At 74.0% G+C, this 26,235-nt stretch carries 25 protein-coding genes; 7 read left to right on the top strand and 18 right to left on the bottom strand.

The features are described from left to right. Nucleotides 1–96: 96 nt before the first annotated feature. The gene (locus tag FHL79_RS07545; protein ID WP_138757996.1) at nucleotides 97–1,593 is read left to right on the top strand and encodes a S1C family serine protease; all 1,497 of its coding nucleotides are present in this window, start codon (nucleotides 97–99) and stop codon (nucleotides 1,591–1,593) included. Nucleotides 1,594–1,669: 76 nt separating this feature from the next. Continuing rightward, the gene (locus FHL79_RS07540) at nucleotides 1,670–2,965 is read left to right on the top strand and encodes a DUF445 domain-containing protein (protein WP_138757995.1); all 1,296 of its coding nucleotides are present in this window, start codon (nucleotides 1,670–1,672) and stop codon (nucleotides 2,963–2,965) included. 78 nt (nucleotides 2,966–3,043) lie between these two features. Here the strand turns inward: FHL79_RS07540 and FHL79_RS07535 are convergent, their stop codons facing one another. The 6 genes from FHL79_RS07535 to FHL79_RS07510 are packed head-to-tail and all read right to left on the bottom strand — an operon-like array spanning nucleotide 3,044 to nucleotide 7,543. Next, on the bottom strand, nucleotides 3,044–3,421 hold the full coding sequence (locus FHL79_RS07535; protein ID WP_138757994.1) for a cupin domain-containing protein: 378 nt from the start codon (nucleotides 3,419–3,421) through the stop codon (nucleotides 3,044–3,046). Beyond that, nucleotides 3,418–4,398 carry a 23S rRNA (guanosine(2251)-2'-O)-methyltransferase RlmB gene (gene rlmB, locus FHL79_RS07530; RefSeq protein WP_246080484.1) on the bottom strand — a complete coding sequence of 327 codons (981 nt, stop codon included), beginning with the start codon at nucleotides 4,396–4,398 and terminating at the stop codon, nucleotides 3,418–3,420. The genes FHL79_RS07535 and rlmB overlap by 4 nt, the downstream gene beginning before the upstream one ends. Next, nucleotides 4,380–5,777, bottom strand: a complete 1,398-nt coding sequence (cysS, locus tag FHL79_RS07525; protein WP_138757993.1) for a cysteine--tRNA ligase — start codon at nucleotides 5,775–5,777, stop codon at nucleotides 4,380–4,382. The genes rlmB and cysS overlap by 19 nt, the downstream gene beginning before the upstream one ends. Beyond that, entirely contained in the window at nucleotides 5,774–6,277 is a 504-nt protein-coding gene (gene ispF / locus FHL79_RS07520) for a 2-C-methyl-D-erythritol 2,4-cyclodiphosphate synthase (RefSeq protein ID WP_138757992.1), read from the bottom strand. The genes cysS and ispF overlap by 4 nt, the downstream gene beginning before the upstream one ends. Before the next feature lie 13 nt (nucleotides 6,278–6,290). Beyond that, the gene (gene ispD / locus FHL79_RS07515) at nucleotides 6,291–7,022 is read right to left on the bottom strand and encodes a 2-C-methyl-D-erythritol 4-phosphate cytidylyltransferase (protein WP_138757991.1); all 732 of its coding nucleotides are present in this window, start codon (nucleotides 7,020–7,022) and stop codon (nucleotides 6,291–6,293) included. 38 nt (nucleotides 7,023–7,060) lie between these two features. Further along, nucleotides 7,061–7,543, bottom strand: coding sequence for a CarD family transcriptional regulator (locus FHL79_RS07510; RefSeq protein WP_014738821.1), 483 nt, complete (start codon nucleotides 7,541–7,543; stop codon nucleotides 7,061–7,063). Nucleotides 7,544–7,678: 135 nt separating this feature from the next. Between FHL79_RS07510 and FHL79_RS07505 the strand changes: the two genes are divergently transcribed. After that, a complete protein-coding gene (locus tag FHL79_RS07505) occupies nucleotides 7,679–8,545 on the top strand; it encodes a UbiA family prenyltransferase (RefSeq protein ID WP_246080483.1) in 867 nt (288 codons plus the stop codon). Here FHL79_RS07505 and FHL79_RS07500 read toward each other — a convergent pair. Continuing rightward, nucleotides 8,542–10,119 carry a cryptochrome/photolyase family protein gene (locus FHL79_RS07500; protein WP_218938367.1) on the bottom strand — a complete coding sequence of 526 codons (1,578 nt, stop codon included), beginning with the start codon at nucleotides 10,117–10,119 and terminating at the stop codon, nucleotides 8,542–8,544. The genes FHL79_RS07505 and FHL79_RS07500 overlap by 4 nt on opposite strands. A gap of 104 nt (nucleotides 10,120–10,223) precedes the next feature. Here FHL79_RS07500 and FHL79_RS07495 point away from each other — a divergent pair, with 104 nt between their 5' ends. From FHL79_RS07495 to disA, 3 genes are all read left to right on the top strand, one after another. Next, nucleotides 10,224–10,808 (top strand): copper chaperone PCu(A)C domain-containing protein, encoded by a 585-nt coding sequence (locus FHL79_RS07495; protein ID WP_138757989.1) that lies wholly within the window; start codon nucleotides 10,224–10,226, stop codon nucleotides 10,806–10,808. Between the two features lie 66 nt (nucleotides 10,809–10,874). After that, nucleotides 10,875–12,245, top strand: coding sequence for a DNA repair protein RadA (gene radA / locus FHL79_RS07490; protein WP_246080481.1), 1,371 nt, complete (start codon nucleotides 10,875–10,877; stop codon nucleotides 12,243–12,245). Nucleotides 12,246–12,359: 114 nt separating this feature from the next. Further along, a complete protein-coding gene (gene disA / locus FHL79_RS07485; protein WP_138757988.1) occupies nucleotides 12,360–13,442 on the top strand; it encodes a DNA integrity scanning diadenylate cyclase DisA in 1,083 nt (360 codons plus the stop codon). Nucleotides 13,443–13,520: 78 nt separating this feature from the next. Here disA and FHL79_RS07480 read toward each other — a convergent pair whose 3' ends face one another. Next, nucleotides 13,521–14,219, bottom strand: a complete 699-nt coding sequence (locus FHL79_RS07480) for a MucR family transcriptional regulator (protein WP_138757987.1) — start codon at nucleotides 14,217–14,219, stop codon at nucleotides 13,521–13,523. Nucleotides 14,220–14,390: 171 nt separating this feature from the next. Between FHL79_RS07480 and FHL79_RS07475 the strand changes: the two genes are divergently transcribed. Continuing rightward, nucleotides 14,391–15,299 (top strand): HhH-GPD family protein, encoded by a 909-nt coding sequence (locus FHL79_RS07475; RefSeq protein ID WP_138757986.1) that lies wholly within the window; start codon nucleotides 14,391–14,393, stop codon nucleotides 15,297–15,299. Between the two features lie 24 nt (nucleotides 15,300–15,323). On the opposite strand, the gene FHL79_RS07470 is transcribed toward FHL79_RS07475, so the two are convergent. The 10 genes from FHL79_RS07470 to FHL79_RS07425 all read right to left on the bottom strand — a co-directional run bounded on the left by FHL79_RS07470 (nucleotide 15,324) and on the right by FHL79_RS07425 (nucleotide 26,232). Continuing rightward, nucleotides 15,324–15,536 carry a hypothetical protein gene (locus FHL79_RS07470; protein ID WP_138757985.1) on the bottom strand — a complete coding sequence of 71 codons (213 nt, stop codon included), beginning with the start codon at nucleotides 15,534–15,536 and terminating at the stop codon, nucleotides 15,324–15,326. 142 nt (nucleotides 15,537–15,678) lie between these two features. Then, on the bottom strand, nucleotides 15,679–18,222 hold the full coding sequence (locus tag FHL79_RS07465) for an ATP-dependent Clp protease ATP-binding subunit (protein WP_138735503.1): 2,544 nt from the start codon (nucleotides 18,220–18,222) through the stop codon (nucleotides 15,679–15,681). Between the two features lie 370 nt (nucleotides 18,223–18,592). Next, entirely contained in the window at nucleotides 18,593–18,946 is a 354-nt protein-coding gene (locus tag FHL79_RS07460; protein ID WP_026847317.1) for a histone-like nucleoid-structuring protein Lsr2, read from the bottom strand. Between the two features lie 140 nt (nucleotides 18,947–19,086). Next, a complete protein-coding gene (gene lysS, locus FHL79_RS07455) occupies nucleotides 19,087–20,601 on the bottom strand; it encodes a lysine--tRNA ligase (protein WP_138757984.1) in 1,515 nt (504 codons plus the stop codon). 10 nt (nucleotides 20,602–20,611) lie between these two features. Beyond that, entirely contained in the window at nucleotides 20,612–21,424 is an 813-nt protein-coding gene (locus tag FHL79_RS07450; protein ID WP_138757983.1) for a type III pantothenate kinase, read from the bottom strand. 3 nt (nucleotides 21,425–21,427) lie between these two features. Then, nucleotides 21,428–22,363 carry a carboxylating nicotinate-nucleotide diphosphorylase gene (nadC, locus tag FHL79_RS07445; protein WP_138757982.1) on the bottom strand — a complete coding sequence of 312 codons (936 nt, stop codon included), beginning with the start codon at nucleotides 22,361–22,363 and terminating at the stop codon, nucleotides 21,428–21,430. Further along, on the bottom strand, nucleotides 22,360–24,030 hold the full coding sequence (locus tag FHL79_RS07440; protein WP_138757981.1) for an L-aspartate oxidase: 1,671 nt from the start codon (nucleotides 24,028–24,030) through the stop codon (nucleotides 22,360–22,362). Before FHL79_RS07440 ends, nadC begins: the two co-directional genes overlap by 4 nt. Then, a complete protein-coding gene (gene panD, locus FHL79_RS07435) occupies nucleotides 24,027–24,440 on the bottom strand; it encodes an aspartate 1-decarboxylase (protein ID WP_281283859.1) in 414 nt (137 codons plus the stop codon). The genes FHL79_RS07440 and panD overlap by 4 nt, the downstream gene beginning before the upstream one ends. Nucleotides 24,441–24,448: 8 nt before the next feature. Beyond that, nucleotides 24,449–25,297, bottom strand: coding sequence for a pantoate--beta-alanine ligase (panC, locus tag FHL79_RS07430; protein ID WP_138757979.1), 849 nt, complete (start codon nucleotides 25,295–25,297; stop codon nucleotides 24,449–24,451). Next, the gene (locus tag FHL79_RS07425) at nucleotides 25,294–26,232 is read right to left on the bottom strand and encodes a Rossmann-like and DUF2520 domain-containing protein (protein ID WP_138758037.1); all 939 of its coding nucleotides are present in this window, start codon (nucleotides 26,230–26,232) and stop codon (nucleotides 25,294–25,296) included. The genes panC and FHL79_RS07425 overlap by 4 nt, the downstream gene beginning before the upstream one ends. Nucleotides 26,233–26,235 lie beyond the last annotated feature (3 nt).

The following is a 26,235-nucleotide window of genomic DNA, read 5'->3' as shown; positions in this document are numbered from 1 at the left end:
ACTCACAGCGGACCACCAGTTCCGGACCAGTCCGCGGGCGCACAGTGGGGTCATCGCGACGGGGAAGGCCTGTCGGGACGTGGGGAAGGACCACCAGTGACTGAGCACAACCGCCCGGCCGACGAGACCGGACACGGCACGGACCGGAACGCGGCCGCCGGCGCTGGCTGGGCCGCGCAGCAGCCGGCCGCGCAGCAGCCGACCGCGCAGCAGCCCGGCGGCGCGACGGCTCAGCCCCTCGGTGGTCAGCCGGCCGCGCAGCCGCACCCGGGCGCCCAGCCCGGCCAGCAGCCCGTCCTGCCGCTCGGGCAGCACCCCACCCAGCAGTTCGGCCAGCCCGCCGCCGCGGCGCACCAGCCGTGGCCGCCGGCCGGCTACGGGACTCCCGGGTACCACCAGGCGCACGGTCAGCCCGCCGCGGGCGCGGTCCCGCCGGCCTTCCAGCCCCCGCTGCAGCCCGGGGTCCCTGCCCAGCCGGCCCGACGGCCCGGTCGCTGGCGGCTCGGCGTCGCCGCCGGTCTGGTCGGCGCGGCGCTGATCGGCGGCGGAGCCGGTGCCGGCGTGATGGCGCTGACCGACGACGGCGGCGTGGCGACCGCCAGTGGGACGTCGGCGCAGAGCGTCGTCATCAAGGACGCCGAGAACGCCACGAGCACCACGGCCGCGGCCGCGAAGGCGGCGCCCAGCGTCGTCACCATCTACGTGAGCGCCGGCTCGGGGTCCGGGTCCGGGTCCGGCGTCGTCCTCTCCGCCGACGGCTACGTGCTGACCAACAACCACGTGGTCACGCTCGACAGCTCGACCGACCAGGCGACGGTGCAGGTGCGCACCTCCGACGGCACGCTCTACGACGCCACCGTCGTGGGCACCGACCCGACCTCCGACCTGGCCGTGGTCAAGCTCAGCGACGCCAGCGGGCTCACCCCGGCCACGTTCGCCGACTCCGACGACGTGCAGGTCGGTGACCTGGCGGTCGCCATCGGTGCGCCACTGGGGCTGTCGAACACGGTGACCGACGGCATCATCAGCGCGACCAACCGCGCGGTGGCCACCGGCTCGAACACCGACCAGGCGGTGATCGACGCGCTGCAGACCGACGCGGCGATCAACCCCGGCAACTCCGGTGGTGCGCTGGTCGACGCCCAGGGCCAGGTCATCGGCATCAACAGCGCCATCGCCACCGTCGCCAGCTCCGACCTGCCCGGTCAGGAGGCCGCCCAGAGCGGCAACATCGGGGTCGGGTTCGCCATCCCGGCCAACACCGCCAAGCGGATCGCCCAGCAGATCATCGACACCGGGTCGGCCACCCACGCCCTGCTCGGCGTGAACGCCACCACCGCGTCGGACAACGCCGACTCGGCGGTCGGCACCGGCGCCCAGCTGGTCTCGGTGCAGGACGGCTCCCCCGCCGCCGACGCCGGGCTCCAGGCCGGCGACGTGATCACCGCGGTGGGCGACCGGTCGGTCACCAGCTCCACCGAGCTGACCGCCGCCGTCCGCAGCGCGCAGCCCGGTGACGAGGTGACCCTGACCATCCGCCGCGGCTCGGACAGCTCGAAGGTCGGCGTCACGCTCGACGCCGCCTCGAACTGAGCTGGGACCCCTCTGCCCCCCACCCCTCCCGAGCTCGGGGTGGGGCCCGGCAGAGGGGCCGCCTAGGCTCGGTCGGGTGCCGAGCCCGCAGCTGCCCAGCCACCAGCTGACCGTCCCCCTCACCGGCTCGCTCGACGACCCGCAGCGCGCCCGCGACCTGACGAAGATGAAGCGGCTGGCCACCGGCCTGTTCCTGCTGGCCGCGGCGGTCTTCCTGGTCTGCGTGCTGATCGGGGACGAGACCGGGGCCTGGGTCGGCTACGTCCGGGCGACCGCCGAGGCGTCCATGGTCGGTGCACTGGCCGACTGGTTCGCCGTCACCGCGCTGTTCCGGCACCCGATGGGGTTGCCGATCCCGCACACGGCGGTCATCCCGCGCAAGAAGGACCAGATCGGCACCAGCCTGGGCACCTTCGTGCAGGAGAACTTCCTGACCCGGCACATCGTCGAGGAGCGGCTGGACAGCATCGACGTCCCCGGCAAGCTGGGTGCCTTCCTGGCGGCCCCCGGCCGGGCCGAGCGGCTGGCCGATGACGCCGGTGCGGCGTTGGGCGCGCTGAGCGACCTCATCGCGGACGACGAGGTGCAGCAGACGGTGTCCGCGTTCGTCGACCGGAAGCTGCGCGAGACGCCCGCCGCGCCGGGGCTGGCCCGGGTGCTCGAGCTCGCCGTCGACGGCAACCGGCACCAGGAGGTGCTCTCCGCCGGGCTCTCCGGACTGGCGGAGTTCCTCGCCGACAACCGGCTGGTCTTCCGCACCCGGCTGGGCGACGCCTCGCCGGCCTGGGTGCCCGACTGGGTCGACGACAAGGTGTTCGACCGGGTCTTCGAGCTGCTGCGGAGCTTCCTCGCCGAGGTCGGCGCCGACCCGGAGCACCCCGTGCGCGAGATGTACGACCGACGGCTGCGGGCCTACGTGGCCAGGCTGCGCACCGACCCCGAGGCCGCCGCCCGGGTCGAGCACTTCAAGCTGGAGGTGCTGGAGCACCCCGCCGTCCGCACCTGGTCCGGCTCGCTCTGGACGACGGCGAAGGACTCCGTGCTCACCGCCGCCGCCGACCCGGACTCCGACCTCCGGGCCCGGATGGTGTCGGTGATCCGCTCCGGCGCCCGGCTGCTGACCGACGACCCCACCGTGCGCGAGCTGGTGCAGCGGCAGGCCCGCCGCGGCGCCGGCTGGGCGGTCGAGCGGTTCGCCGGGGACGCCGCCGAGCTGGTGGGCACCACGGTGGCCCGCTGGGACACCGAGGAGACCAGTCGGCGGATCGAGCTGCAGGTCGGCCGCGACCTGCAGTGGATCCGGGTCAACGGCACCGTCGTCGGCGGACTCGCCGGCCTGGTCATCTACACGATCGCCCAGCTGCTCTCCTGACCCCCGGGGGCAGAAGTGGCCACTTCTGCGATCTCGTGGCCTCGCGGCCCGGGGTGACCACGAGATCGCAGATGTCGCTCAGCCGAGGCTGAAGCCACTCCACTCGAAGCCGGGCGAGACGACGCAGGTCACCAGGACCTCCTCGTCCGCAGGTGCGGTGCACTGCCGGCGCCCGGCCGGCACCAGCAGCTGGACGGCGTCCGGTCCCAGCGTGTGCTGCTCGTCGGGGTCCTGGAGGTGCAGGGTCACGGTGCCCGGCCCGTGCCAGAGCCACAGCTCGTCCGCATCGACCCGGTGCCACACCGAGCGCTCACCCGCCGCCAGCAGGAAGAGGATCGCGGTCGCCGCCGGGCGGCCACCGGCAGCGGTCGGCGAGGTCCAGGTGCGCCGGTACCAGCCGCCCTCGCGGTGCGGCTCGAGCCCGAGCCGCACCGCCGCGGGCGGCCGTGCGCTCACCGGCGGGCGGAGGCCGCCGCGAACAGGGCGATGCCGGCGGCGACGCTGACGTTGAGCGACTCCGTGGACTTCGTGATCGGGATGGAGAGCACCACGTCGCAGCGCTCGCGGACCAGCCGCGACAGCCCGGCTCCCTCGGCCCCGACCACGAGCGCGATCGGGTCGCCGAAGCCGTCGTAGTCGTGGATGCTCATGTCCCCGTCGGCGGCCAACCCGATCGTCTGCAGCCCGGCGTCCTGGTAGGAGCCCAGCGAGCGGGCCAGGTTGGTGGCCCGGGCGACCCTCAGCCGGGCCGCGGCGCCGGCGCTGGTGCGCCAGGCCGAGCCGGTCATGCCGACCGCGCGGCGCTCGGGCACGACGACGCCGTGGGCGTCGAAGGCCGCGGCCGAGCGGATGATCGCGCCGAGGTTCCGCGGGTCGGTCACGCCGTCCAGGGCCACCAGCAGCGGCGGTCGCCCGGAGTCCCGGGCGATGTCCAGCAGGTCGTCGGGGTGCGCGTACTCGTACGGCGGCACCATCAGCCCGATGCCCTGGTGCAGCGCCCCGGCGGACATCCGGTCGAACTCGGCCTTGCCCACCTCGAGCAGCGGCAGCCCCCGGTCGGCGGCCAGCTGCACGGACTCGGCGATCCGCTCGTCGGTACCGCCCCGGGTCGTGTCGCCGGTGACGACGTACAACGCCGTCGCCGGGATCGCCGCCCGCAGGGCCTCCAGCACCGGGTTGCGGCCGAGCAGCAGCTCGGGCTGCTCCTCGTTGCGGCGCTGGACCCGGGCCCGGTTGTCCCGGCGCGCCGCGTCGGCCTGGGCCTTCTTGTAGGCCGGGTGGTGCGGCCGGGCGGAGGCCGGTGGGGTCGCGCCCCGGCCGGCCAGGGACCGGCGGTTCTTGCCACCGGTCCCGGCGGTGGCGGTCTTCTTGCCGGCGCCGGCCGAGCGGCCGCGTCGTTGGCTGTTGCCGGCCATCAGGTGGTCAGCTCCCATCGTGTGCCCTGGGGGGTGTCCTCGACCTGCACGCCCAGGGCGCCGAGCTGGTTCCGGATCGCGTCAGCTGACGCGTAGTCCTTGCGGGCCCGAGCGGCGGTGCGCTGCTCGAGGGCGAGCTGCACGAGGCCGTCGGTGACGTCCACGAGGCGTTCGCCCCCGCCGGCCCAGTGCGGGTCGAGCGGGTCGAGCCCCAGGACGCCGAGCATCGCCCGGACCGTGCCCAGCGCGGCGGCGACGCCCTCGTGGTCGTCGGCGGCCAGGGCGGTGTTGCCGGCGGTGACCGCCTCGTGCACGGCGGCGACCGCGGCCGGGGTGGCCAGGTCGTCGTCCATCGCGGCGGTGAACGCCTCGGCGAGCACCTGCTTGCCGGCGTCCGCGCCGACCCGCTCGGCGGCCCGGCGCACGAAGGACTCCAGGCGCCGGTAGGCGACCCCGGCCTCCTCGAGCGCGGCCTCGGTGAACTCGATCGTCGAGCGGTAGTGCGGGGCCACCAGGTAGTACCGGAGCTCCACCGGGCGCACCCGCTGGACGACCTCGTCGACCAGCAGCGTGTTGCCCAGCGACTTGCTCATCTTCTCGCCGCCCATGGTCACCCAGGCGTTGTGCAGCCAGTAGCGGGCGAACCCGTGACCGGCGGCCTGCGACTGGGCCCGCTCGTTCTCGTGGTGCGGGAAGCGCAGGTCGAGCCCGCCGCCGTGCAGGTCGAACTCCGGCCCCAGGTACTTCTCCGCCATCGCCGAGCACTCCAGGTGCCAACCCGGCCGGCCGCGGCCCCACGGCGTCGGCCACGAGGCGGTCTCCGGCTCACCGGGCTTGTGCGCCTTCCACAGCGCGAAGTCGCGGGGATCGCGCTTGCGCTCGTCGGTCTCGGTGTCCGCGGCCGGCTGCAGCTCACCGAGCCGCTGACCGGACAGCTCGCCGTAGCCGGGGAAGGACCGGACGTCGAAGTAGACGTCACCGTCCACGGCGTAGGCGTGGCCGCGGTCGATGAGCTGACCGATCAGCTCGACCATCTCCGGTACGTGCCCGGTCGCCCGCGGCTCGTACGTCGGCGGCAGGGTCCCCAGCACCTCGTAGGCCCGGGTGGCGGCCCGCTCGTTCTCGTACGCCCAGGCCCACCACGGCTCCCCGGCGGCCGCGGACCTGGCGAGGATCTTGTCGTCGACGTCGGTCACGTTGCGGACGTAGGTGACGTCGTGGCCGCTGTGCTGCAGCCATCGCCGGAGCACGTCGAAGGCCAGCGCGAACCGCACGTGCCCGATGTGCGGCGGGCCCTGCACGGTCAGGCCGCAGACGTACATGGAGACCTGTCCTGCACGCAGGGGCGTGAAGTCGCGCACGGCACGTGCGGCCGTGTCATACAGGCGGAGGGTCACCCTGCGGATTCTACGGGCGGCGCACCAGTGCTCCGGACCACGAGCGCGGTGGCCACCGCCGCCCGCCCCTCACCGCGCCCGGTGAGCCCCAGGCCGTCGGTCGTGGTCGCGGTGACACTGACCGGTGCGCCGAGGGCCGCCGACAGCACGGCCTCGGCCTCCGCCCGCCGCGGCGCGGCCTTGGGGGTGTTCCCGATCAGCTGCACCGAGGCGTTGCCGACCTCCCAGCCGGCGGCGGTGAGCACCTCCCGGACGTGGGCGAGCACGTGGGCCCCGCGTGCACCGGCCCAACGGGGATCGTCGGTGCCGAGCAGGCCGCCGATGTCACCGAGCCCGGCCGCGGACAGCACGGCGTCGGTGAGGGCGTGCGCGACGACGTCGCCGTCGGAGTGCCCCGCGCAGCCGTCGGCACCGGGCCACTCCAGCCCGGCGAGCCAGCAGGCCCGGCCGGCCTCGATCGGGTGCACGTCGGTGCCGATCCCCACCCGCAGCAGGCTCATGCCCGCACCTGCGTCACGGTTCGCCTCCGGGCTCGTTCCGCTCCTCGGCCGCTGGCGCTCGCTGCGATGCTCGCTCACCCGTCGCCTGCACGGTCAGCTCCGCCAGCGCCAGGTCGTGGGCCACCGTGATCTTGGCAGCGCGCTCGTCACCGGCGACCGTGTGCACCGGGATGCCGGCGGCACGGACCACCGAGGCGTCGTCGGTGAACTCCGCGGCGCTGCCGTGCGCGGCTGCGTAGGCGGCGACCAGGGTCGCCCGGTCGAACCCCTGCGGGGTCTGCACCCGGCGCAGGTGGGCGCGGGCGACGTCGGCGGCAACCACGCCGTCCTCGTCCACGACCACGGTGGTGTCGACGACCGCCAGCACCGGGACGACGGCGGTCGCGCCGGCGGCCAGCGCCGACAGCACCCGGGCCACGACGTCCGGCGGGGTCAGCGGCCGGGCGGCGTCGTGGACCAGCACGGCGTCGGCGTGGCCCCGCGCGGCGGCCAGCGCGGCCCGGACCGAGGCGGTGCGGGTGTCCCCACCGAGGACGACGTGCACGTCGCCGGGGAGGACGGCGGTGAAGGCGGCCCGCTGCGGCTCGGGGACGGCGACCACGACCTCGGCCACCCCGCCGGCGCGCAACGACTCGACGGCCCAGCAGACCAGGGGGCGGCCACCGAGCGGGACGAGCGCCTTGGGCAGTTCTGCGCCCAGACGCAGACCACTCCCGGCCGCTGCGACGATGCCGACAGCGTGCACGGGAGTGGTCTGGGTGTCTCGGGGGTGGTGCAGGGCGATCAGGAGGCGAGGACCTCGTCGAGCAGCAGCTCGGCCTTGTCCTCGTTGGTCCCCTCGGCCAGCGCGAGCTCGCTGACCAGGATCTGACGGGCCTTCGACAGCATCCGCTTCTCGCCCGCGGACAGGCCACGGTCCTTGTCGCGGCGCCAGAGGTCACGCACGACCTCGGCGACCTTGTTCACGTCTCCGGAGGCCAGCTTCTCGAGGTTGGCCTTGTAGCGTCGCGACCAGTTCGTCGGCTCCTCGGTGTGCGGCGCGCGCAGCACCTCGAAGACCTTGTTCAAGCCGTCCTGGCCGACGACGTCGCGGACACCGACGATCTCGGCGTTGTCGGCCGGCACGCGCACGGTCAGGTCGCCCTGGGCGACCTTGAGCACGAGGTAACGCTTTTCGACACCCTTGATGGTCCGCTGCTCGATCGCCTCGATGAGCGCAGCGCCGTGGTGCGGGTAGACAACGGTCTCGCCAACAGTGAAGCCCATGTGGATGTGACCCCTTTCGCTACCCCTAGGTTACCACGGCAGAATGCCGTCCGGCTCGGCGAAGTCCGACAAAAGCGCAGGTCAGCGGCCCGGCCGCGGTCAGCTCGCTCTTGACAGGAGGCGGTGGGTGTGCAGGTGACCGACGCCGCAGGACGTGCGGGCCCGGTGCGGCGCGGGATCGCGCTGGCCCGCGCGACGCACCTCGAGCCGGCCCTGGCGGTGAGCACCGTCGCCGTCCTGCTGGCGGTCGCGGCCGGGGTCGGCCCGGGGCGGACCGTCCTGCTCGGCGCGGCCGTCCTCGCAGGTCAGGCCTCGATCGGCTGGTGCAACGACTGGCTGGACGCCGACCGGGACCGCGCGGTCGGCCGGCAGGACAAGCCGGTCGTCCAGGGCGTGGTCACACCGGCGACGCTGCGTACGGCCGCGCTGCTCGCAGCCTCCGCAGCCATCGTCCTGTCCCTGGCGCTGGGCGTCGTCCCCGGCCTGCTGCTGCTGGTGCTCGTCGGCAGTGGCTGGGCCTACGACGCCGGGCTCAAGCGGACGGCGATCTCGCCCCTCCCCTACCTCACCGGCTTCGGCGCCCTGCCCGCCGGCGTGGTCGCCGCGGCGCCGGGCACGCCGGTTGCGCCGTGGTGGCTGGTCGCCGCCGGCGCGGCGCTGGGCGGGGCCGCGCACGTGGCCAACGTGGCCCCCGACGTCGCCGACGACCTCGCCACCGGGGTGCGCGGCCTGCCGCACCGGGTGGGCCCGGTGCCCTCGGCGGTCGCCGGCGCGGTACTGCTGGGCGTGGCGTCGCTGCTGCTGGTGCTCGGCCCGGCCGGGCCGCCCAGCGCGCTGGGCTGGACGGCCGGCGTGCTCGCGGCACCGGCCGTCGTGGTCGCCGCACTGGCCGGCAGCCCACAGGCCCGGCGGCTCGCCTTCCCGGCCGTGCTGCTGCTGACCGTGCTCGACGTCGTCCTGCTGCTGGCCGGCGGCGCCGCGCTGGGCGGTCAGGTCGCCTAGGGCGCCTCGGTGCCGCGCACCCGCTCCTGCTCGACGACCTCCTCGAGGCCCTTCAGCCGGCCCAGTCCGGCCAGCGGCTGGCGCATCCGCCGGTTGCCGGCCAGCCGTTCCCGGTTGCGCTCCAGGAAGGCCCAGTAACCGGCGGTGTAGGGGCAGGCGTCCTCGCCCAGGCGCTTCTTCGGGTCGTACCGGCAGCTCCCGCAGTAGTCGCTCATCCGGTCGATGTAGGCCCCGCCCGCCGCGTAGGGCTTGGTCGCCAGCACGCCGCCGTCGCCGTGCTGGCTCATCCCGACGACGTTGGCGACCATCACCCAGTCGTAGCCGTCGACGAAGACGCGGTGGAACCAGTCGGTCATCGCCAGCGGCCGGATGCCGCGCTGCAGCGCGTAGTTGCCCAGCACCATCAGCCGCGGGATGTGGTGCACCCAGCCGCGGTCGCGCACGTCGGCGACGACGGAGGACAGGCAGTTGGCGTCGATCGCCCCGGCGTCCAGCTCGCCGAGCCAGTCCGGCACCTCCTCGGTCGCGGCCAGCGCGTTGCCGTGCCGGTAGTCCCGGCCCAGCTGCCAGTAGAGGTGCCAGATCCAGTCCCGCCAGCCCATCACCTGGCGGACGAAGCCCTCCACGGAGTTCAGCGGCAGCGGGTCGCCGGCCGCGACCGACTCGCGCCAGGCCAGCTCGGCGCGGTGCACGACGTCGGCCGGGTCGGCCAGGCCGAGGTTCAGCGACGCCGACAGCATCGAGTGCGCCAGCCACGGGTCGCCGGCCAGCATCGCGTCCTCGTGCGGGCCGAACGCCCGCAGCCGGTGGGTCAGGAAGTCGGTCAGCCGCTCCTCGGTCTCGGCGGCGGTGACCGGGAACAGCCGGGGGCCGTCGTCGCCGACGAAGGCCACGTCCCCGTCGGCCACCCAGCGGTCCAGGTCGGCGCGGACCTGCTCGTCGATCTCGTCCTCGACCGGCAGCCAGGGCGCCGGCACGGGGACCCGCCCGTCGGCCGGCGGTGGCTCCCGGTTGTCGTGGTCGAGGTTCCAGGTGCCGCCGGCCGGTTCCGCGCCGTCCATGAGGACGTCGTGCACGCGGCGCGCCGTGCGGTAGAAGTCGTCCATCAGCAGCCGCTCGCGGGTACGACCGCCCGCCCAGCGTCGGAAGTCGGCCTGCCGGGTGACGAACCCGCGGGCCTCCAGCACGGTCAGGTCGCGACGGCGCAGCACGAAGTCGCGGGCCGGCCAGGTGGTCGGCGCGCACACCGACAGCGGCCCCGGCACCTGGTCCAGCGCCTCGGCGTAGGTGTCGGTGCGCAGGAAGACCGCCTGGTCGCCGAGCTCGGCCGCGCGGTGCCGGAGGGCCGACAGCAACAGGTGCGCCTTCTGCCGGTGGAACCGGCGCCGGCGGAAGACCGACCGCGACTCGACCAGCAGCACGGGCTGGTCCGGGGCGTCCAGGAAGTGCGGCCCCAGCTGGTCGGCGAACAGCCACCGCCGGGTGTCCGGAGCCCGGGCGGGGAAGTCGCCGAGCGCGGGGTCCCCGTCGCCCGGCATCTCCCCGCCGCCACCACTGCCCGACCGTGCCGCCATCTGCCGCACCTCCCAGCGGACATCCTGTGCGGACCGTTAGGCTCAGCGCGACTCGTGTCATCGGAGCACTCGGTGACCGGCACGTCCTCTGGAGGTCGACCCCTGTGAACCGCGGACTGCGCGCTGCCGCGACGGCTGTGCTCTTGCTCTCCCCCGTGGCGCTGGGCGCCTGCAGCGCCGGTCAGGTCGCCCAGACCTCCGAGCAGAACCGGGACAAGGTCGGCGCCATGACCGGCGTCGGGGACCTCGCCCTGCGCGCGGTCGAGCTGCCCTACCCGACCGGCGGGGTGTACCCGCAGGGCAGCAGCGCCCGGCTGCTGGCCGCGGTGGCCAGCTCCGCCGAGACCGACGACACGCTGGTCCGCATCGAGGGTGACCAGTTCGACAGCGTCGAGGTCGTCGACCCGCAGGCCGTCGCCGAGCCCGCCACCAACAGCGGCTCGCTGGACCTCGCGGTCCCGGCCGGCGGGATCCTGTACCTGGGCAACGGCACCGGCCCCTCGGTGACCCTGGTCGGCCTCGCCGACGACCTGGGCGTGGGCCAGTCCGTCAACGTGACCTTCACCTTCGAGCAGGCCGGCTCGGTCACCGCCCAGGTCCCGGTCGGCACGTCGCCCCGCGACCTGCCCCGCGGCGAGCCCTTCGACTTCCACACCGAAGCGGGCGTGGAACAGCAGGCGGGCGGCTGAGCCGCAGGGCTCCCGCCTCCTCCGCCCGTCCCCCGGACTGTCGTACCCCGCTGCCACGCTGACGGCGTGCCAGCATCCGGTGTGAAGTCCACCCGCCCCGCCCATCGCTGCACCGAGTGCGGCTACACCTCGGCGAAGTGGGTCGGCCGCTGCCCCGAGTGCCAGGCCTGGGGCAGCATCACCGAGGTCGGCGCCGTCGGCTCCTCGCCGCTGCGGTCGGTCTCGGCCGGCCCGGTCAGTGCCAAGGCCAGGCCGATCGGCCAGGTCGAGCTGGCCGGGGCGCGGGCCGTGCCCACCGGCATCACCGAGTTCGACCGCGTGCTCGGCGGCGGTCTGGTGCCCGGGGCGCTGCTGCTGGTCGCCGGTGAGCCCGGCGTGGGCAAGTCCACGTTGCTGCTGGAGGTCGCCCACCGGGTGGCCGCCGCGAACGGGCCGACGCTGGTCGTCTCCGGCGAGGAGTCAGCCGCCCAGGTGCGGCTGCGTGCCGAGCGGATCGGCGCGCTGCACGACGACCTCTACCTCGCCGCCGAGACCGAGCTGTCCGCCGTCCTCGCCCACGTGGAGGACGTCGCCCCGACGCTGCTCGTGCTCGACAGCGTGCAGACCGTCCGCTCCCCCGCCGTCGACGGCACCGACGGCGGCGCCACCCAGGTCCGCGCCGTCGCCACCGCGCTGAGCGCGGTGGCCCGCAGCCGGAACATGACCGTGATCCTGGTCGGCCACGTCACCAAGGACGGCGCGATCGCCGGCCCGCGGGCGCTCGAGCACCTGGTCGACGTGGTGATCTCCTTCGACGGCGAGCGGCACTCCACCCTGCGCCTGGTGCGGGCCACCAAGAACCGGTTCGGTCCGGCCGACGAGATCGGCTGCTTCGAGATCGGTGACGGCGGCGTGGTCGGCGTCCCGGACCCCTCCCACCTGTTCGTCTCGCGTCGGTCCGCCCCCGTGCCCGGCAGCTGCGTCACCGTGACGATGGAGGGCAGCCGGCCGCTGCTGGCCGAGGTGCAGGCGCTGGTCGCCTCCTCCGGTGGCGGGGGCTCGCCGCGGCGCGCGGTGAGCGGGCTGGACTCCCAGCGGGTGGCGATGGTCAACGCCGTCGTCGAGCGCCGCGGCGGGGTGCGGCTGGCCGACGCCGACGTCTTCGCCGCCTCGGTCGGTGGCGTGCGGATCATCGAGCCGGCCGCCGACCTCGCCCTCGCCCTCGCCATCGCCTCGGCGTCCAAGGACCGCCCGGTGCCCGCGGGGCTGATCGCGCTGGGCGAGGTCGGCCTGTCCGGGGAGATCCGCCGGGTCGGCGGCACCGCCCGGCGGCTGGCCGAGGCCGCGCGGCAGGGCTACACGGCCGCCCTCGTCCCGGAGGACTCCGGCCCCGCACCCAAGGGCATGCGGCTGATCGAGGTCCCCGATCTGGGTGCCGCCATCGCGCGCCTCTGGTGACGCTCCGCGAGCACCTGCGGGCCAGGTCACACCCGCGGGGGACCCGAGGTGGTCGGCGGCTCGCCCCCGCCCCGTAGAATTGGCCGCCGTACCGCCCGACCGTCAGGAGCGCACGTGCCCCCCGCTGTGGACCCTGAGGCCTCGTTGCGGGAACTGCTCGGCCGGATCGCCCCCGGCACCGCTCTCCGGGACGGTCTGGAGCGGATCCTGGCCGGCCGGACTGGAGCGCTCATCGTCCTCGGCTACGACCGTGTCGTCGAGTCGCTGTGCACCGGTGGCTTCGCCCTCGACGTGGCCCTGTCGGCCACCCGGCTCCGCGAGCTGGCCAAGATGGACGGCGCGGTCATCGTCTCCTACGACGGCACCCGGATCGTCCGCGCCGGGGTGCACCTGATGCCCGATCCGACGATCCCGACCGAGGAGTCCGGCACCCGGCACCGCACCGCCGAGCGGGTGGCGCTGCAGACCGACTTCCCGGTGATCTCGGTCAGCCAGTCGATGCACATCATCTCGGTCTACGTGGCCGGCCGCCGGTACACCCTGGAGCACCCGACCACGATCCTGGCCCGGGCCAACCAGGCGCTGGCCGCCCTCGAGCGCTACAAGCTGCGGCTGGACGAGGTCGCCTCCACGCTGTCGGCGCTGGAGATCGAGGACCTGGTCACCGTCCGGGACGCGATGAGCGTCAGCCAGCGGCTGGAGATGGTCCGCCGGATCGCCGACGAGATCGAGGGCTTCGTCGTCGAGCTCGGCACCGACGGCCGGCTGCTCGCCCTGCAGCTGGACGAGATGCTCGCCGGCGTCGAGGAGGACCGCGGGCTCCTGGTCCGGGACTACCTGCCCAGCGGGCGGCGCAACCGCTCCGGCGAGGAGGTGCTCGCTGACCTGCGGGCGCTGTCCGCCACCGAGTTGCTCGACCTGTCCGCGGTCTCCCGGTGCTACGGCCTGCCCACCTCCCCGGACGCGCTGGACTCCCCGGTCAGCCCGCGCGGTTACCGGCTGCTGGCCCGGGTGCCCCGGCTGCCGGCCGGGATCATCGACCGCCTGGTGACGCACTTCGGTGGGCTGCAGAAGCTGCTGGCGGCCACCATCGAGGACCTGCTGGCCGTCGAGGGCGTCGGTGAGGCCCGCGCCCGCGGCATCCGCGAGGGGCTGTCCCGGCTCGCCGAGACCTCCATCCTCGACCGCTACTCCTGAAAGGACCCCGCTGCCCTACGGCCCCCTCGCAGGGACCCGCTGCGAGTGGCGAGTGGCGGGGGGCGAGGGGGTCCTTCGTCACGTGAGCAGGAAGGTCGCGTCGCCGCTGGCCTTGGTGTCCAGCCGGCCGCGGAGCACGTAGCTGCCCGCGCCGGGCGCCGTGCGGTCGGCCGTGCAGCCCGGCGCGCTGCTCAGCCCGCTCCAGAGCACCGGGAACACCACGGCTTCCCCCGGCTGCAGCGTCCTGGTGTCCGAGCTCGCCTCCGGGAAGCAGTCGTTGCTGCCCCACAGCCGGTTGCCCGCACCGTCGAGCAGCACGATCTCTTGCAGGCCCTTGTCCAGCGTCCGCACGCAGGCGACCGGCGAGACGTTGGTGACCACGAGGTCGAACGTCGGCTTGCCGCCCACCGGGCTGCTCGCGGACTCCGGGCGGACGTCGACCGTGATCATGTCGTCGGTGCACGGCCCCCCGGCGACCGGCCCGGCCGGCGCTGTGCTGGTCACCGGCGCAGCGGCCGATGTGGTCGGGACCGCGGTGGGGACCTCGACGGCGGCCAACGACGGCAGCACCTGCTCCAGTGCGGGCGTCGGCGCGTCGCCGGTCGCCCCGGCCGCGGCCACCGTGCTCGACGCCGGGTCCGAGCCCCCCGGGTCGCCGGTGGCCACGGCGACGCCGAGCCAGCCACCTCCGCCGAGCACGCCCAGGGTGCCGACGAGCACCAGCAGGCGCCGCCGCCAGTAGACGGCGGTGGGCAGCGGGCCGACCGGGTGGAGCACGTGGCGACGCTAACCGGCGGTCCGCTCGCTGGCCGCACGCCACGCCACGCCATCTCCGAGCCCGTCTGCGCAGGTCACACGGTTGTCACTCGATCGCACGGACTCGATCACCCACCGTGGCGGACGGGTCCCGCGCGGGTCTCGTGGACGAGCGGGGCAGACTGCGTGGTCGTGAGCAGCACGTCCCCCGCAACCCCCGCCCCCGGTCCGACCGACGAGCCGGTGGGTGAGGTCGTCGTCGACTGGTACGCCGGTGCCGCGCGAGACCTCCCGTGGCGAGAGCCGGACACCGACCCCTGGGCCGTCCTGGTCAGCGAGGTGATGCTGCAGCAGACCCCCGTGGCGCGCGTGGAGCCCGTCTGGCGGGAGTGGCTGGCCCGGTGGCCCACTCCCACGGCGATGGCGGCAGCGAGCCCGGCAGAGGTGATCCGCGCCTGGGGGAAGCTCGGCTACCCCCGCCGTGCGCTGCGCCTGCGGGAGGCAGCTGTCGCGATCACCGAACGGCATGCCGGCGCGGTCCCCGCCGAGGTCGACGACCTGGAGGCGCTGCCCGGGATCGGGACGTACACCGCGCGGGCGGTCTCCTGCTTCGGTCACGGACGACGTCAGCCGGTGGTGGACACCAACGTCCGCCGGGTCGTCGCGCGGCTGGTGCACGGGCGGGCCGAGGCGGCGCCCGCCCGCGCCGCCGACCTGCTGGACATCGCCGCGCTCGCTCCCGCAGACGACGAGCGGGCCGTGCGCTTCTCGGTGGCCGTCATGGAGCTGGGCGCGCTGGTCTGCGTGGCCGGGAGGCCCCGCTGCGCCGCCTGCCCGGTGCGCGACCGCTGCGCCTGGCGGCTCGCCGGGTCCCCGGCGCACGACGGTCCGCCGCGGCGGGTGCAGCGCTTCGCCGGCACCGACCGACAGGTGCGGGGTCGGCTGCTGGACGTCCTGCGCGCCGCCCACGAGCCGGTCGAGCCCGACGCCCTGGTCCCGGCATGGGAGGACGCCGTCCAGCGTTCCCGCTGCCTGGACTCGCTGCTGGTCGACGGTCTCGTCGTCCAGACCGAGGATGGCCGGTTCGCTCTCCCCGGGTGACGGCCCTCGCGGCAGCTGCTGACCTCAGCGGCGGGGTCTCCGGGGCGGGGTGCGGTCCCGGAGCGTGAGCAGGGCTCCGACCAGGACGGCGACGACGGCCACCGTGTAGACCACGACCCGCGCCCAGCCCGGCCAGCTCCGGTCGCCCGTGACGGCCAGCGTGGCGCCGATCATCGCGGCGGCGATCAGCAGCCCGCCGTAGACCGGCGTCCGCATCGGGTGGTCACCACGTGCCATCCCCGCACCCCCCGGGTCCTCGGTCGAGCGCAGGCACGTGATCGCGGGTACTTGATCGCGCGAAAGTGCAGGTGTGCGGCGACGACGGAGGGCCGCCACCCGCGGTGCGGGTGACGGCCCTCTGTGCCGTGCTGGCTCCGGGTTACTCGGCGGCCTGTGCCGCCGGACCGTCGTCGTCCACGTCGGGGGCCGTGAGGGCCACCGGCGGGGTGTCGGGCAGGTCGACCGGCTTCGCCTCACCGCGGAAGGTGAAGGTCGACGCGGTCGGGTCCGCGTTCTCCTCGACGTCCACGACGATGATCTGCCCGGAGGTGATCTCGCCGTAGAGGATCTTCTCCGACAGCGTGTCCTCGATCTCGCGCTGGATCGTCCGACGCAACGGACGGGCACCCAGCACCGGGTCGAACCCACGAGCCGCCAGCAGCTTCTTCGCCGCCGGGGTGACCTCGAGCGACATGTCCTTGTTCGACAGCTGCGTCTCCACCCGGTTGAGCATCAGGTCGACGATGTGGACGATCTCGTCCTCGGTCAGCTGGTGGAACACGACGATGTCGTCGATGCGGTTGAGGAACTCCGGCCGGAAGTGCTGCTTGAGCTCCTCGTTGACCTTCTGCTTCATCCGGTCGTAGTTGCTGGCCGTGTCGTTCCCGGACTGGAAGCCCAGGCCGACCGCCTTGGAGATGTCCCGCGTCCCGAGGTTCGTGGTCAGGATCAGGATCGTGTTCTTGAAGTCCACGATCCGGCCCTGGCCGTCGGTCAGCCGGCCGTCCTCCAGCACCTGCAGCAGCGTGTTGAAGACATCGGCGTGCGCCTTCTCGATCTCGTCGAAGAGGACCACCGAGAACGGCTTGCGCCGGACCTTCTCGGTCAGCTGGCCACCCTCGTCGTAACCGACGTAGCCGGGAGGGGCACCCACGAGCCGCGACACGGTGAACTTGTCGTGGAACTCGCCCATGTCGATCTGGATGAGCGCGTCGTCCTCGCCGAACAGGAACTGGGCCAGCGCCTTCGCCAGCTCCGTCTTACCGACACCCGAGGGGCCGGCGAAGATGAAGGAGCCACCCGGACGACGGGGGTCCTTGAGGCCCGCCCGCGTGCGCCGGATCGCCTGGCTGACGCTCTTGATGGCCTCTTCCTGGCCGATGATCCGCTTGTGGAGCTCGTCCTCCATGCGCAGGAGGCGAGTGGTCTCCTCCTCGGTCAGCTTGAAGACCGGGATGCCCGTCCAGTTCGCCAGGACCTCGGCGATCTGCTCGTCGTCGACCTCGGCGACGACGTCCATGTCGCCGGCCTTCCACTGCTTCTCGCGCTCGGACTTCTCGCCCAGCAGCTGCTTCTCCTTGTCGCGGAGAGACGCGGCCTTCTCGAAGTCCTGGGCGTCGATCGCCGACTCCTTCTCGCGGCGGATGCCGGCGATCCGGTCGTCGAACTCGCGCAGGTCCGGCGGTGCGGTCATCCGCTTGATCCGCATCCGGGCGCCGGCCTCGTCGATCAGGTCGATGGCCTTGTCCGGGAGGAAGCGGTCGGAGATGTACCGGTCGGCCAGCGTCGCAGCGGCCACGAGGGCGCTGTCGGTGATGCTGATCCGGTGGTGCGCCTCGTAGCGGTCGCGCAGGCCCTTGAGGATCTCGATCGTGTGGGCCAGCGTCGGCTCGCTCACCTGGATCGGCTGGAACCGGCGCTCGAGAGCGGCGTCCTTCTCCAGGTGCTTGCGGTACTCGTCGAGCGTGGTGGCACCGATGGTCTGCAGCTCACCACGGGCCAGCATCGGCTTGAGGATGCTCGCCGCGTCGATCGCGCCCTCGGCAGCACCGGCACCGACGAGGGTGTGGATCTCGTCGATGAACAGGATGATGTCGCCGCGAGTGCGGATCTCCTTGAGGACCTTCTTGAGCCGCTCCTCGAAGTCACCGCGGTAGCGGGAACCGGCGACGAGGGCACCCAGGTCGAGGGTGTAGAGCTGCTTGTCCTTCAGCGTCTCGGGCACCTCGCCCTTGACGATCGCCTGGGCCAGGCCCTCGACGGCGGCGGTCTTGCCGACGCCGGGCTCGCCGATCAGGACGGGGTTGTTCTTGGTGCGGCGGGACAGCACCTGCATGACCCGCTCGATCTCCTTGGCCCGGCCGATGACCGGGTCGAGCTTGCCGTCGCGGGCGGCCTGGGTCAGGTTGCGACCGAACTGGTCGAGGACCAGCGAGGTCGACGGCGTGCCCTCGGCGGGGCCGCCGGCGGCGGCCGGCTCCTTGCCCTGGTAACCGCTCAGCAGCTGGATGACCTGCTGGCGGACACGGTTGAGGTCGGCACCCAGCTTGACCAGGACCTGGGCGGCGACGCCCTCGCCCTCACGGATCAGGCCCAGCAGGATGTGCTCGGTGCCGATGTAGTTGTGGCCGAGCTGCAGCGCCTCGCGCAGCGACAGCTCGAGGACCTTCTTGGCACGCGGGGTGAAGGGGATGTGCCCGGACGGCGCCTGCTGGCCCTGCCCGATGATCTCCTCGACCTGCTGACGCACGCCCTCCAGCGAGATGCCGAGGGACTCCAGCGCCTTGGCAGCGACGCCCTCACCCTCGTGGATCAAGCCCAGGAGGATGTGCTCGGTGCCGATGTAGTTGTGGTTGAGCATCCGGGCCTCTTCTTGGGCCAGGACGACCACGCGACGGGCTCGGTCGGTGAACCGTTCGAACATCTGCTGCTTCTCCTCTGACCGGCTGGACCTGCTGTGCTCGTGCCCCCCTCGCAGGGGACGGTGGACACCCGACGTTCGTCGGCGCGCTGGGCACCGGTCGTTCCACTGTAGTTCGCACCACCCACCCGGCGTCGAGATGATGCCGTCGGACCGGCGGGGTGGCTCGATGGAGACAACTGTCGTCCCACTGAGGGTGTTCCGCCGCCTTTACGCCGTCAGCGGACGACTGCCCCGCCAGCCCCACCCGCACCAGCCCCGGACACCACGACGGCCCGGCTCCCCGTGACGGGGAACCGGGCCGTACGCAACACGGAGGACCTGCCTGCCCCCACCACTCGCGCGCTCGCGGCGGGGCCCTGCAGCCAGGCCGTCAGTGGGCGGCTTCGAAGGCCTCGACGACGCTGGCCGGGATGCGGCCGCGGTCGCTGACCTCGTGGCCGTTCTTGCGGGCCCACTCACGGATGGCGCCGGCCTGCTCGCGGTCCATCCGGCCACCGCCACCGGTCGCCCGGGACCGGCCGGCACCGGAGGCACGGGTGCCGCGGCTGCTCACCTTGCGGGCGGCCGAGACGTACTTGCCGAGCACATCGCGCATCTCGTTCGCGTTCTTCTCGGAGAGGTCGATCTCATACGTCGTCCCGTCGAGGGCGAAGGAGACGGTCTCGTCAGCGGAGATGCTGTCATCGAGGTCGTCGCTCAAGATGACCTGGACCTTGCGTGCCATTTGTCTGCTGCTTCCTGTTGCGCCGGACATGCGGACTGTCGTATTGCCGCCCCGTGATCGACGGCCCATTCCACCACATCGGTCGGCTGTGACACCAATGCCGGTGCAAATGCCGACAGAATGCCCCCGAACAGGTGACGCTATTGGTGCAGCGGGCGCACGAGGGGGAACAGGATCGTCTCCCTGATGCCCAATCCGGTGAGCGTCATCATCAGCCGGTCGATGCCCATCCCGACACCGGCGGTCGGCGGCATCCCGTACTCGAGGGCCTCCAGGAAGTCCTCGTCGAGGGCCATCGCCTCGGGGTCGCCGGCGGCGGCGAGCAGCGCCTGCTGGGTGAACCGCTCCCGCTGGGCCACCGGGTCCACCAGCTCGGAGTAGCCGGTGCCGCGCTCGATCCCGCCGATGTAGAGGTCCCACTTCTCGGCAAGACCCGGCGTCGAGCGGTGCGCCCGGGTCAGCGGGGAGGTGTCCAGCGGGTAGTCGATGACGAACGTGGGCGACTGCAACGTGTGCTGCACCAGCGCCTCGAACACCTCCTCGACCACCTTGCCCGGCAGCCACGCCGGGTCGACCCCGATGTCGTGGGCAGCGGCGAGGGCGCGCAACTGCTCGACCGGGGTCTGCGGGGTGACCTCCTCCCCCACTGCCTCCGACACCGCGGTGTAGAGCGGGATCTGCGGCCACTCTCCGGACAGGTCCAGTTCCGTGCCGTCGTGATGACGCGCCACGTGGTCGCCGAACAGCGCCGCACAGCATTCCTGGACGAGCTCGCGGGTGATGCGCGCGCCGTCGGAGTAATCGCCGTACGCGGCATAGAACTCGAGCATCGCGAACTCCGGCGAGTGCGAGGAGTCGGCACCTTCGTTGCGGAAGTTGCGATTGATCTCGAAGACGCGGTCCAGGCCGCCCACGATGCAGCGCTTGAGGAACAACTCGGGCGCGATGCGCAGGTAGAGGTCGAGGTCGAAGGCGTTCATGTGCGTGCGGAACGGACGCGCGGCAGCGCCGCCGTGCACCGTCTGCAGCATCGGGGTCTCGACCTCCAAGAAGCCGCGACCGGTGAGCCCCGCCCGCAGCGAGCTCATCACCGCCGCCCGTTCCTGGACGGTCCGCCGGGCCTCGTCGCGCACGATGAGGTCGACGTACCGACGGCGGACCCGCAGTTCCTCGCTCATCGGCTTGTGCGCGACCGGCAGCGGGCGCAGCGCCTTGGCCGCGAGCACCCACGAGTCGGCGAAGACCGACAGCTCACCGCGCCGCGACGTCCCCACCTCACCGGTGACGAGCACGTGGTCACCGAGGTCGACGTCGGCCTTCCAGGCGGCGAGCGCCTCCTCCCCCACCCGGTCGCGGGAGAGCATGACCTGCAGCTCGGTGTCTCCCTCGCGCAGCGTCGCGAAGCAGAGCTTGCCGGTGTTGCGGGAGAAGATGACTCGGCCGGTGACGCCCACCTGCTGGCCGGTCATGGTGTCCGGCTCGAGGTCGGGGTGCTCTGCGCGCACGTCGGCCAGGCTGGCGGTGCGGGCCACGACGACGGGATAGGGGTCGATCCCGGACTCCCGGAGCCGGTCGAGCTTGGCCCGCCGGACCCGGAGCTGCTCGGGCAGCTCGTCCTCGGGCGCTGCGACCTGGCCGGGGGGTTCCTCACTCACGGCGACGAGACTACGGGCGGGACGACGGTGGCCCTCCACCGCTGGCCTGGTGCCGCTCGAAGGCCAGCCGCAGTCCGTGCACGGTGAGATCGGGGTCACGCTCGCCGATCGACCGGCAGCTGTCCACCACCAGCGGGTGCAGCCCACCGGTGGCCACGACCACCGGGGAGGCGCCGAACTGGTCGATGAGCTCTGCGGCGATCCGCCCGACCAGCCCGTCGACCAGACCGGCGAAGCCCAGCACCACGCCGGACTGCAGCGCCGCGACGGTGTTCTTGCCGATCGCGTGGGTCGGCACGGTCAGCTCGACCGAGCGCAGCTGCGCCGCCCGGTTCGCCAGCGCCTCCAGGCTCACCTCCAGCCCAGGCGCCAGTGCCCCGCCGAGGAACTGCCCGTCCGGCCCCACGGCGTCGACGTTGGTCGAGGTGCCGAAGTCGACGACGACGACCGGCCGCCCGCGCCCGTCAGGCCGCTTCCCGTACAGCTCGTGCGCGGCGAGCGCGGTGACCACCCGGTCCGCGCCCACCTCCCGCGGGTTGTCCACGTGCAGCGGGACGCCGGTGCGCACCCCCGGGCCGATCAGGGTGACCGGGACGGCGAGGGACTCCAGCAGCCGGCGCAGCGCCGGCAGCAGTGCCGGGACGGTCGAGCAGGCGGCCACGCCGGTGACCTCGGTGTCCCGCAGCAGCCCGCGCCAGAGCATGAGCAACTCGTCGGAGGTCGCCCGCGCGTGCGTGGTGACCCGCCAGCAGCCGACCCGCCGGTTCCCGTCGAAGGTGGCCAGCACGGTCTGGCTGTTGCCGACGTCCACGGCGAGCAGCACCGCTCACTCCTCCCGCAGGTCGAGGGCGAGGTCCAGGATCGGCGAGGAGTGGGTGAGGGCGCCGACGGAGAGGAAGTCCACGCCGGTGTCGGCGACCTCGCGGGCCAAGGCGAGGGTCAGCCCGCCGGTGGCCTCCAGCTCCACGTCGAGGTCACCCACGAGCGCGACCACCGCCCGCAGCTCGTCGGGGGTCATGTTGTCCAGCAGCAGGAAGTCCGCGCCGGCGTCCACCGCCTCGGTGACCTGCTCCAGCGTGTCGCACTCGACCTGCACGGTGATCCGCGGTGCGCGCTCGCGCACCAACGCGACCGCGGCGGCCACCGACCCGGCGGCCGCGACGTGGTTGTCCTTGACCATCGCGACGTCGTAGAGCCCCATGCGCTTGTTCGACCCCCCGCCGCAGCGCACCGCGTACTTCTCCAGCGGGCGCAGGCCCGGGGTCGTCTTGCGGGTGTCCAGGACGACGGCGCCGGTGCCGGCCACCGCGTCGGCCCAGGCGCGGGTGTGCGTGGCGATGCCGCTGGCCCGGCTGGCGATGTTCAGCGCGCTGCGCTCGGCGGCCAGCAGCGCCCGCACCGGGCCGCGGACGGTGAGCAGCACGTCCCCGCGGCGCACCCGGTCGCCGTCGGTCGCGCCGGCGGTGAGCGCGGCACCCGGGGCAAGCCGGGTGAAGACGCGGGCGGCCACCGGCAGCCCGGCGACCACCCCGTCGGCCCTGGCCACCAGGTCCGCCGTGCCGAACTGCGCGCCGGACACCGTGGCCGCGCTGGTGACGTCGTAGCCGACCGCGATGTCGGGCTCGCGGGGCAGCGGGGCGCCGCCGGTGAGGTCCTCGGTGAGGGTGCGCTCGACCAGCTCGTCGACCCAGCCGGCGGTCAGCCCGGTCCCGGTCAGGTCGGTCGGGTCGGCGGGCAGCGACCGGTGGACCGGCTCGCTCACCAGGTCACCTCCACCGGCTCACCGACGGGGCGGCGGGTCAGCGCCACCTCGCCGTCGCCGTCCAGCCGGACGTCCAGGTGCACGCGCCAGTCCTCCTCCGCCTCGGGATGGTCCTCGCGCCAGTGGCAGCCGCGGGTCTCCTCGCGCGCGGCTGCCGCGGCGGTGATCGCGGTCGCGACGGTGAGCAGGTCGGTGGTCTCCCAGCCGGGCACCCCGGGGTCGGCGGTGGTCCGCTCCCCCAGCGCGGCCAGCCGCTCGGCGGCCGCCGCCAGCCCGGTGCCGCTGCGCAGCGCGCCCACCCGCGCGGACATCGTGCCGGTGAGGTCGGCGCGGGCCGCGGCGTCGACGAGCCCCTCGGGACGGGCGTCGGCCGGCTCGCCGGCCGTCGGCACCGGCAGCTCCCGGGCCAGGGCATCGCCGATCCGCCCGGCGAAGACCAGCCCCTCCAGCAGCGAGTTCGACGCCAGCCGGTTGGCACCGTGCACGCCGGTGCAGGCCACCTCGCCGCAGGCGTAGAGCCCGGGCACCGTGGTGCGGCCGGACAGGTCGGTGGCCAGCCCGCCGGAGGCGTAGTGCGCAGCGGGGGTGACCGGGACGAGAGCTGTCGCCGGGTCGATGCCGGCCTCCCGGCAGCGGGCCACGATGGTCGGGAACCGCGCGGCCAGCCCGGGGACCTCCCGGGCGTCGAGCCACACGTGGTCCACGCCGTCGCGCAGCTGCACCCGGGTGATCGCCTTGGCCACGACGTCGCGCGGCGCCAGCTCGGCCGACGGGTGGGTGCCGACCATGAACCGATCACCGGCCCCGTCGCGGAGCACTGCGCCCTCCCCGCGCAGCGCCTCGGAGACCAGCGGCTGCTGGCCGCGCGCGCCCGGCCCGAGGTAGAGGGCGGTCGGGTGGAACTGGACGAACTCCAGGTCGGTGGCGACCGCACCGGCGCGCAGTCCGAGAGCGACGCCGTCGCCGGTGGAGACCGCGGGGTTGGTGGTGGCGGCGTACACCTGGCCCATCCCGCCGGTGGCCAGCACGACGGCCCGCGCCCGGACGGCCCCGACCCCGTCGGCGCTGCCCTCGCCCAGCACGTGCAGGGTGACGCCGGCGACCCGGCCGGCGACGTCCCGGACGACGTCGAGCACCATCGCGTGCTCGATCAGGGTGGTCCCGGGGTCGGCGGCGACGGCGTCCCGGAGGGCGCGCTGCACCTCGGCGCCGGTGGCGTCGCCGCCCGCGTGCACGATCCGGTCGGTGGAGTGCCCGCCCTCACGGGTGAGCAGCAGGTGACCGGCGCCGTCCCGGTCGAAGGCGGCGCCCCAGGTGATCAGCTCGTGCAGCCGGTCCGGTCCCTCGGTGACCAGGGCTCGCACCGCCGCCGGGTCGCACAGCCCGACGCCGGCGACCTCGGTGTCCCGGGCGTGCGCAGCGGGGGTGTCGGTCGGGCTGAGGACGGCGGCGATCCCGCCCTGCGCCCAGCGGGTCGAGCCGTCGTCCACCTCGACCTTGGTGACGACGGCGACCGACAGCCCCGCCGCGCGGGCGTGCAGCGCCACGCAGAGACCGGCGACGCCGGACCCGACGACGCAGACGTCCGCGGTCAGCTCCCAACCCGGTTCCGGCGCCCGCAGCCGCGACGGCAGCCCGGTGGCCCGGGCGAGCGCCGACCCGGTCAACGGACCGGTACGCCGAGCGCGCTGCGCTCCTGGTCGGGAGCGCCGGGCACCGGGGCGGAGGGATCGGCGCCGAGCTCGACGACCCGGTTCGCGCCGTCGACGTGCACGACCCTGGGGAGGAAGGACTTCGCCTCGGTCTCGTCCATCAGGCCGTAGCTGATCAGGATGACCAGGTCGCCGGGGTGCACGAGGTGCGCGGCGGCGCCGTTGATGCCGATGACCCCGGTGCCCCGCTCACCGGGGATCACGTAGGTCTCCAGCCGGGCGCCGTTGGTGACGTCGACGATCGCCACCTGCTCGCCGGGCAGCAGGTCCGCGGCGTCCAGCAGGTCCTCGTCGATGGTCACCGAGCCGACGTAGTGCAGGTCGGCCTGGGTCACGGTCGCCCGGTGGATCTTGCTCTTGAGCATGGTGCGCATCATCGGGGGTCCCCCAGGTCGATCTCGGTGTTGTCGATGAGCCGGGTGCCGCCGGCGCGGGCGGCGACCAGCAGGCGGGCGGGTCCGGTGCCCGGCACCGGGCCGAGGTCGGGGTCGGTGAGCTCCAGGTAGTCCGGCACCAGCCCCGGTGCGGCGGCCAGCACGGACCGGGCAGCGGCCAGGACGGCGTCCGGCCCGTCCGGTCCGGCGGCTGCGCCGGCCCGCAGCGCGGCGGAGATCGAGGCGGCGGCGGTGCGCTGCTCCACGCTGAGGTACCGGTTGCGGCTGGACAGCGCCATGCCGTCGTCCTCGCGCACGGTCGGCACGCCGACCACCTCGACACCCAGCGCCAGCTCCCGGGCCATCGCCCGGACGAGGGTCAGCTGCTGGTAGTCCTTCTCGCCGAACACCGCGACGTCCGGGCGGACCAGGCCGAGGAGCTTGGCGACCACGGTGAGCACGCCGGTGAAGTGCCCGGGGCGGACGGCGCCCTCCAGCACGTCCCCGAGCGGACCCGGCTGCACGGTCACACCGACCGCTCCGGGCGGGTAGACCTCGTCCACCGGCGGGTGGAACACCAGGTCGGTGCCCTCCTCCGCCAGCGCGGCGAGGTCGGCGTCCCAGGTGCGCGGATAGCGGTCGAAGTCCTCGCCGGGGGCGAACTGGGTGGGGTTGACGAACACCGAGACCACCACGCTGCCGCCGAGCGCCCTGGCCGCCCGGACCAGGGTGCGGTGCCCCTCGTGCAGCGCGCCCATGGTGGGCACCAGCACGACCGGGCCCGGCAGCTCGTCGCGGAGCTTGCGCAGGTGGGCGGTGGTCTCGGCGACAGCAGGCGTGGTGTTCATCGCGCGGCCTCCTCGGCCGACCCGTCGAGCAGGTCGAGCAGCGGTGCGCCCTCGTGCCGCTTGAGCCGGCCGGCGGCCAGCGCCCGCTCGGTCGTGCGCCGGGCGAGCGCGACGTAGGCGTCCACGGACGACGGCGCCCGCTCGGTGAGCGTCTGCAGGTGCGCGGCGACGGTGCCGACGTCGCCGCGGCTGACCGGCCCGGTGAGGCCGCGGTCGCCACGGCGCAGCCCGTTGTCCAGCGCGGCGGTCAGCAGCGGGGTCAGCACCCGGGCCGGGTCGGTGACGCCGGCGGTCCGCAGCAGGTCGGCGGCCTCGGCGACCAGGGTGACCAGGTGGTTGGCGCCAGTGACCAGCGCTGCGTGGTAGAGCCCGCGGTCGGACTCCGCCACCCAGAACGGCTCCCCGCCCATCTCCAGGACCAGCGTCTCGGCGACCGGGCGGTGCTCGGGGCGGCTGGTGACCCCGAACGGGGCGGCCACCACCCGGTGCAGGTCCTCGGGGCCGCCGGAGAAGGTCATCGCCGGGTGCAGCGCCAGCGGGAGGACCCCGGCCTGCTCGGCCGGTGCGAGCACGGTCAGCCCGTGCGCGCCGGAGGTGTGGAAGAGCAGCTGGCCGCGGCGCCAGGCACCGGTCTCGGCCAGGCCGGCGACGAGACCGGCGAGGATGTCGTCGGGCACGGCCAGGACGACGAGGTCGCTGGCGGCGACCACCTCGTCGGCGGGCAGCAGCGGGACGCCGGGCAGCAGCCGGGAGGCGCGCAGGTGCGAGGCGGCGGACAGGCCCGAGGCGGCGACCACCTCATGACCGGCGGCGGAGAGCGCGGCACCGAGGACGGCACCGACCCGGCCGGCACCCACGACGCCGACGCGGAGTCGGGCGGGGGCCTCGTCGGCCGGGAGCAGCCCGGGGGCAGGCACTGCGCCGGGGCGGGACACGGT

It is taken from the genome of Modestobacter altitudinis, assembly GCF_005930475.1.
Classification (GTDB): Bacteria; Actinomycetota; Actinomycetes; order Mycobacteriales; family Geodermatophilaceae; genus Modestobacter; species Modestobacter altitudinis.
The sequence above is the reverse complement of the archived record's forward strand: the minus strand, read 5'-3'. Positions and strand labels throughout refer to the sequence as shown.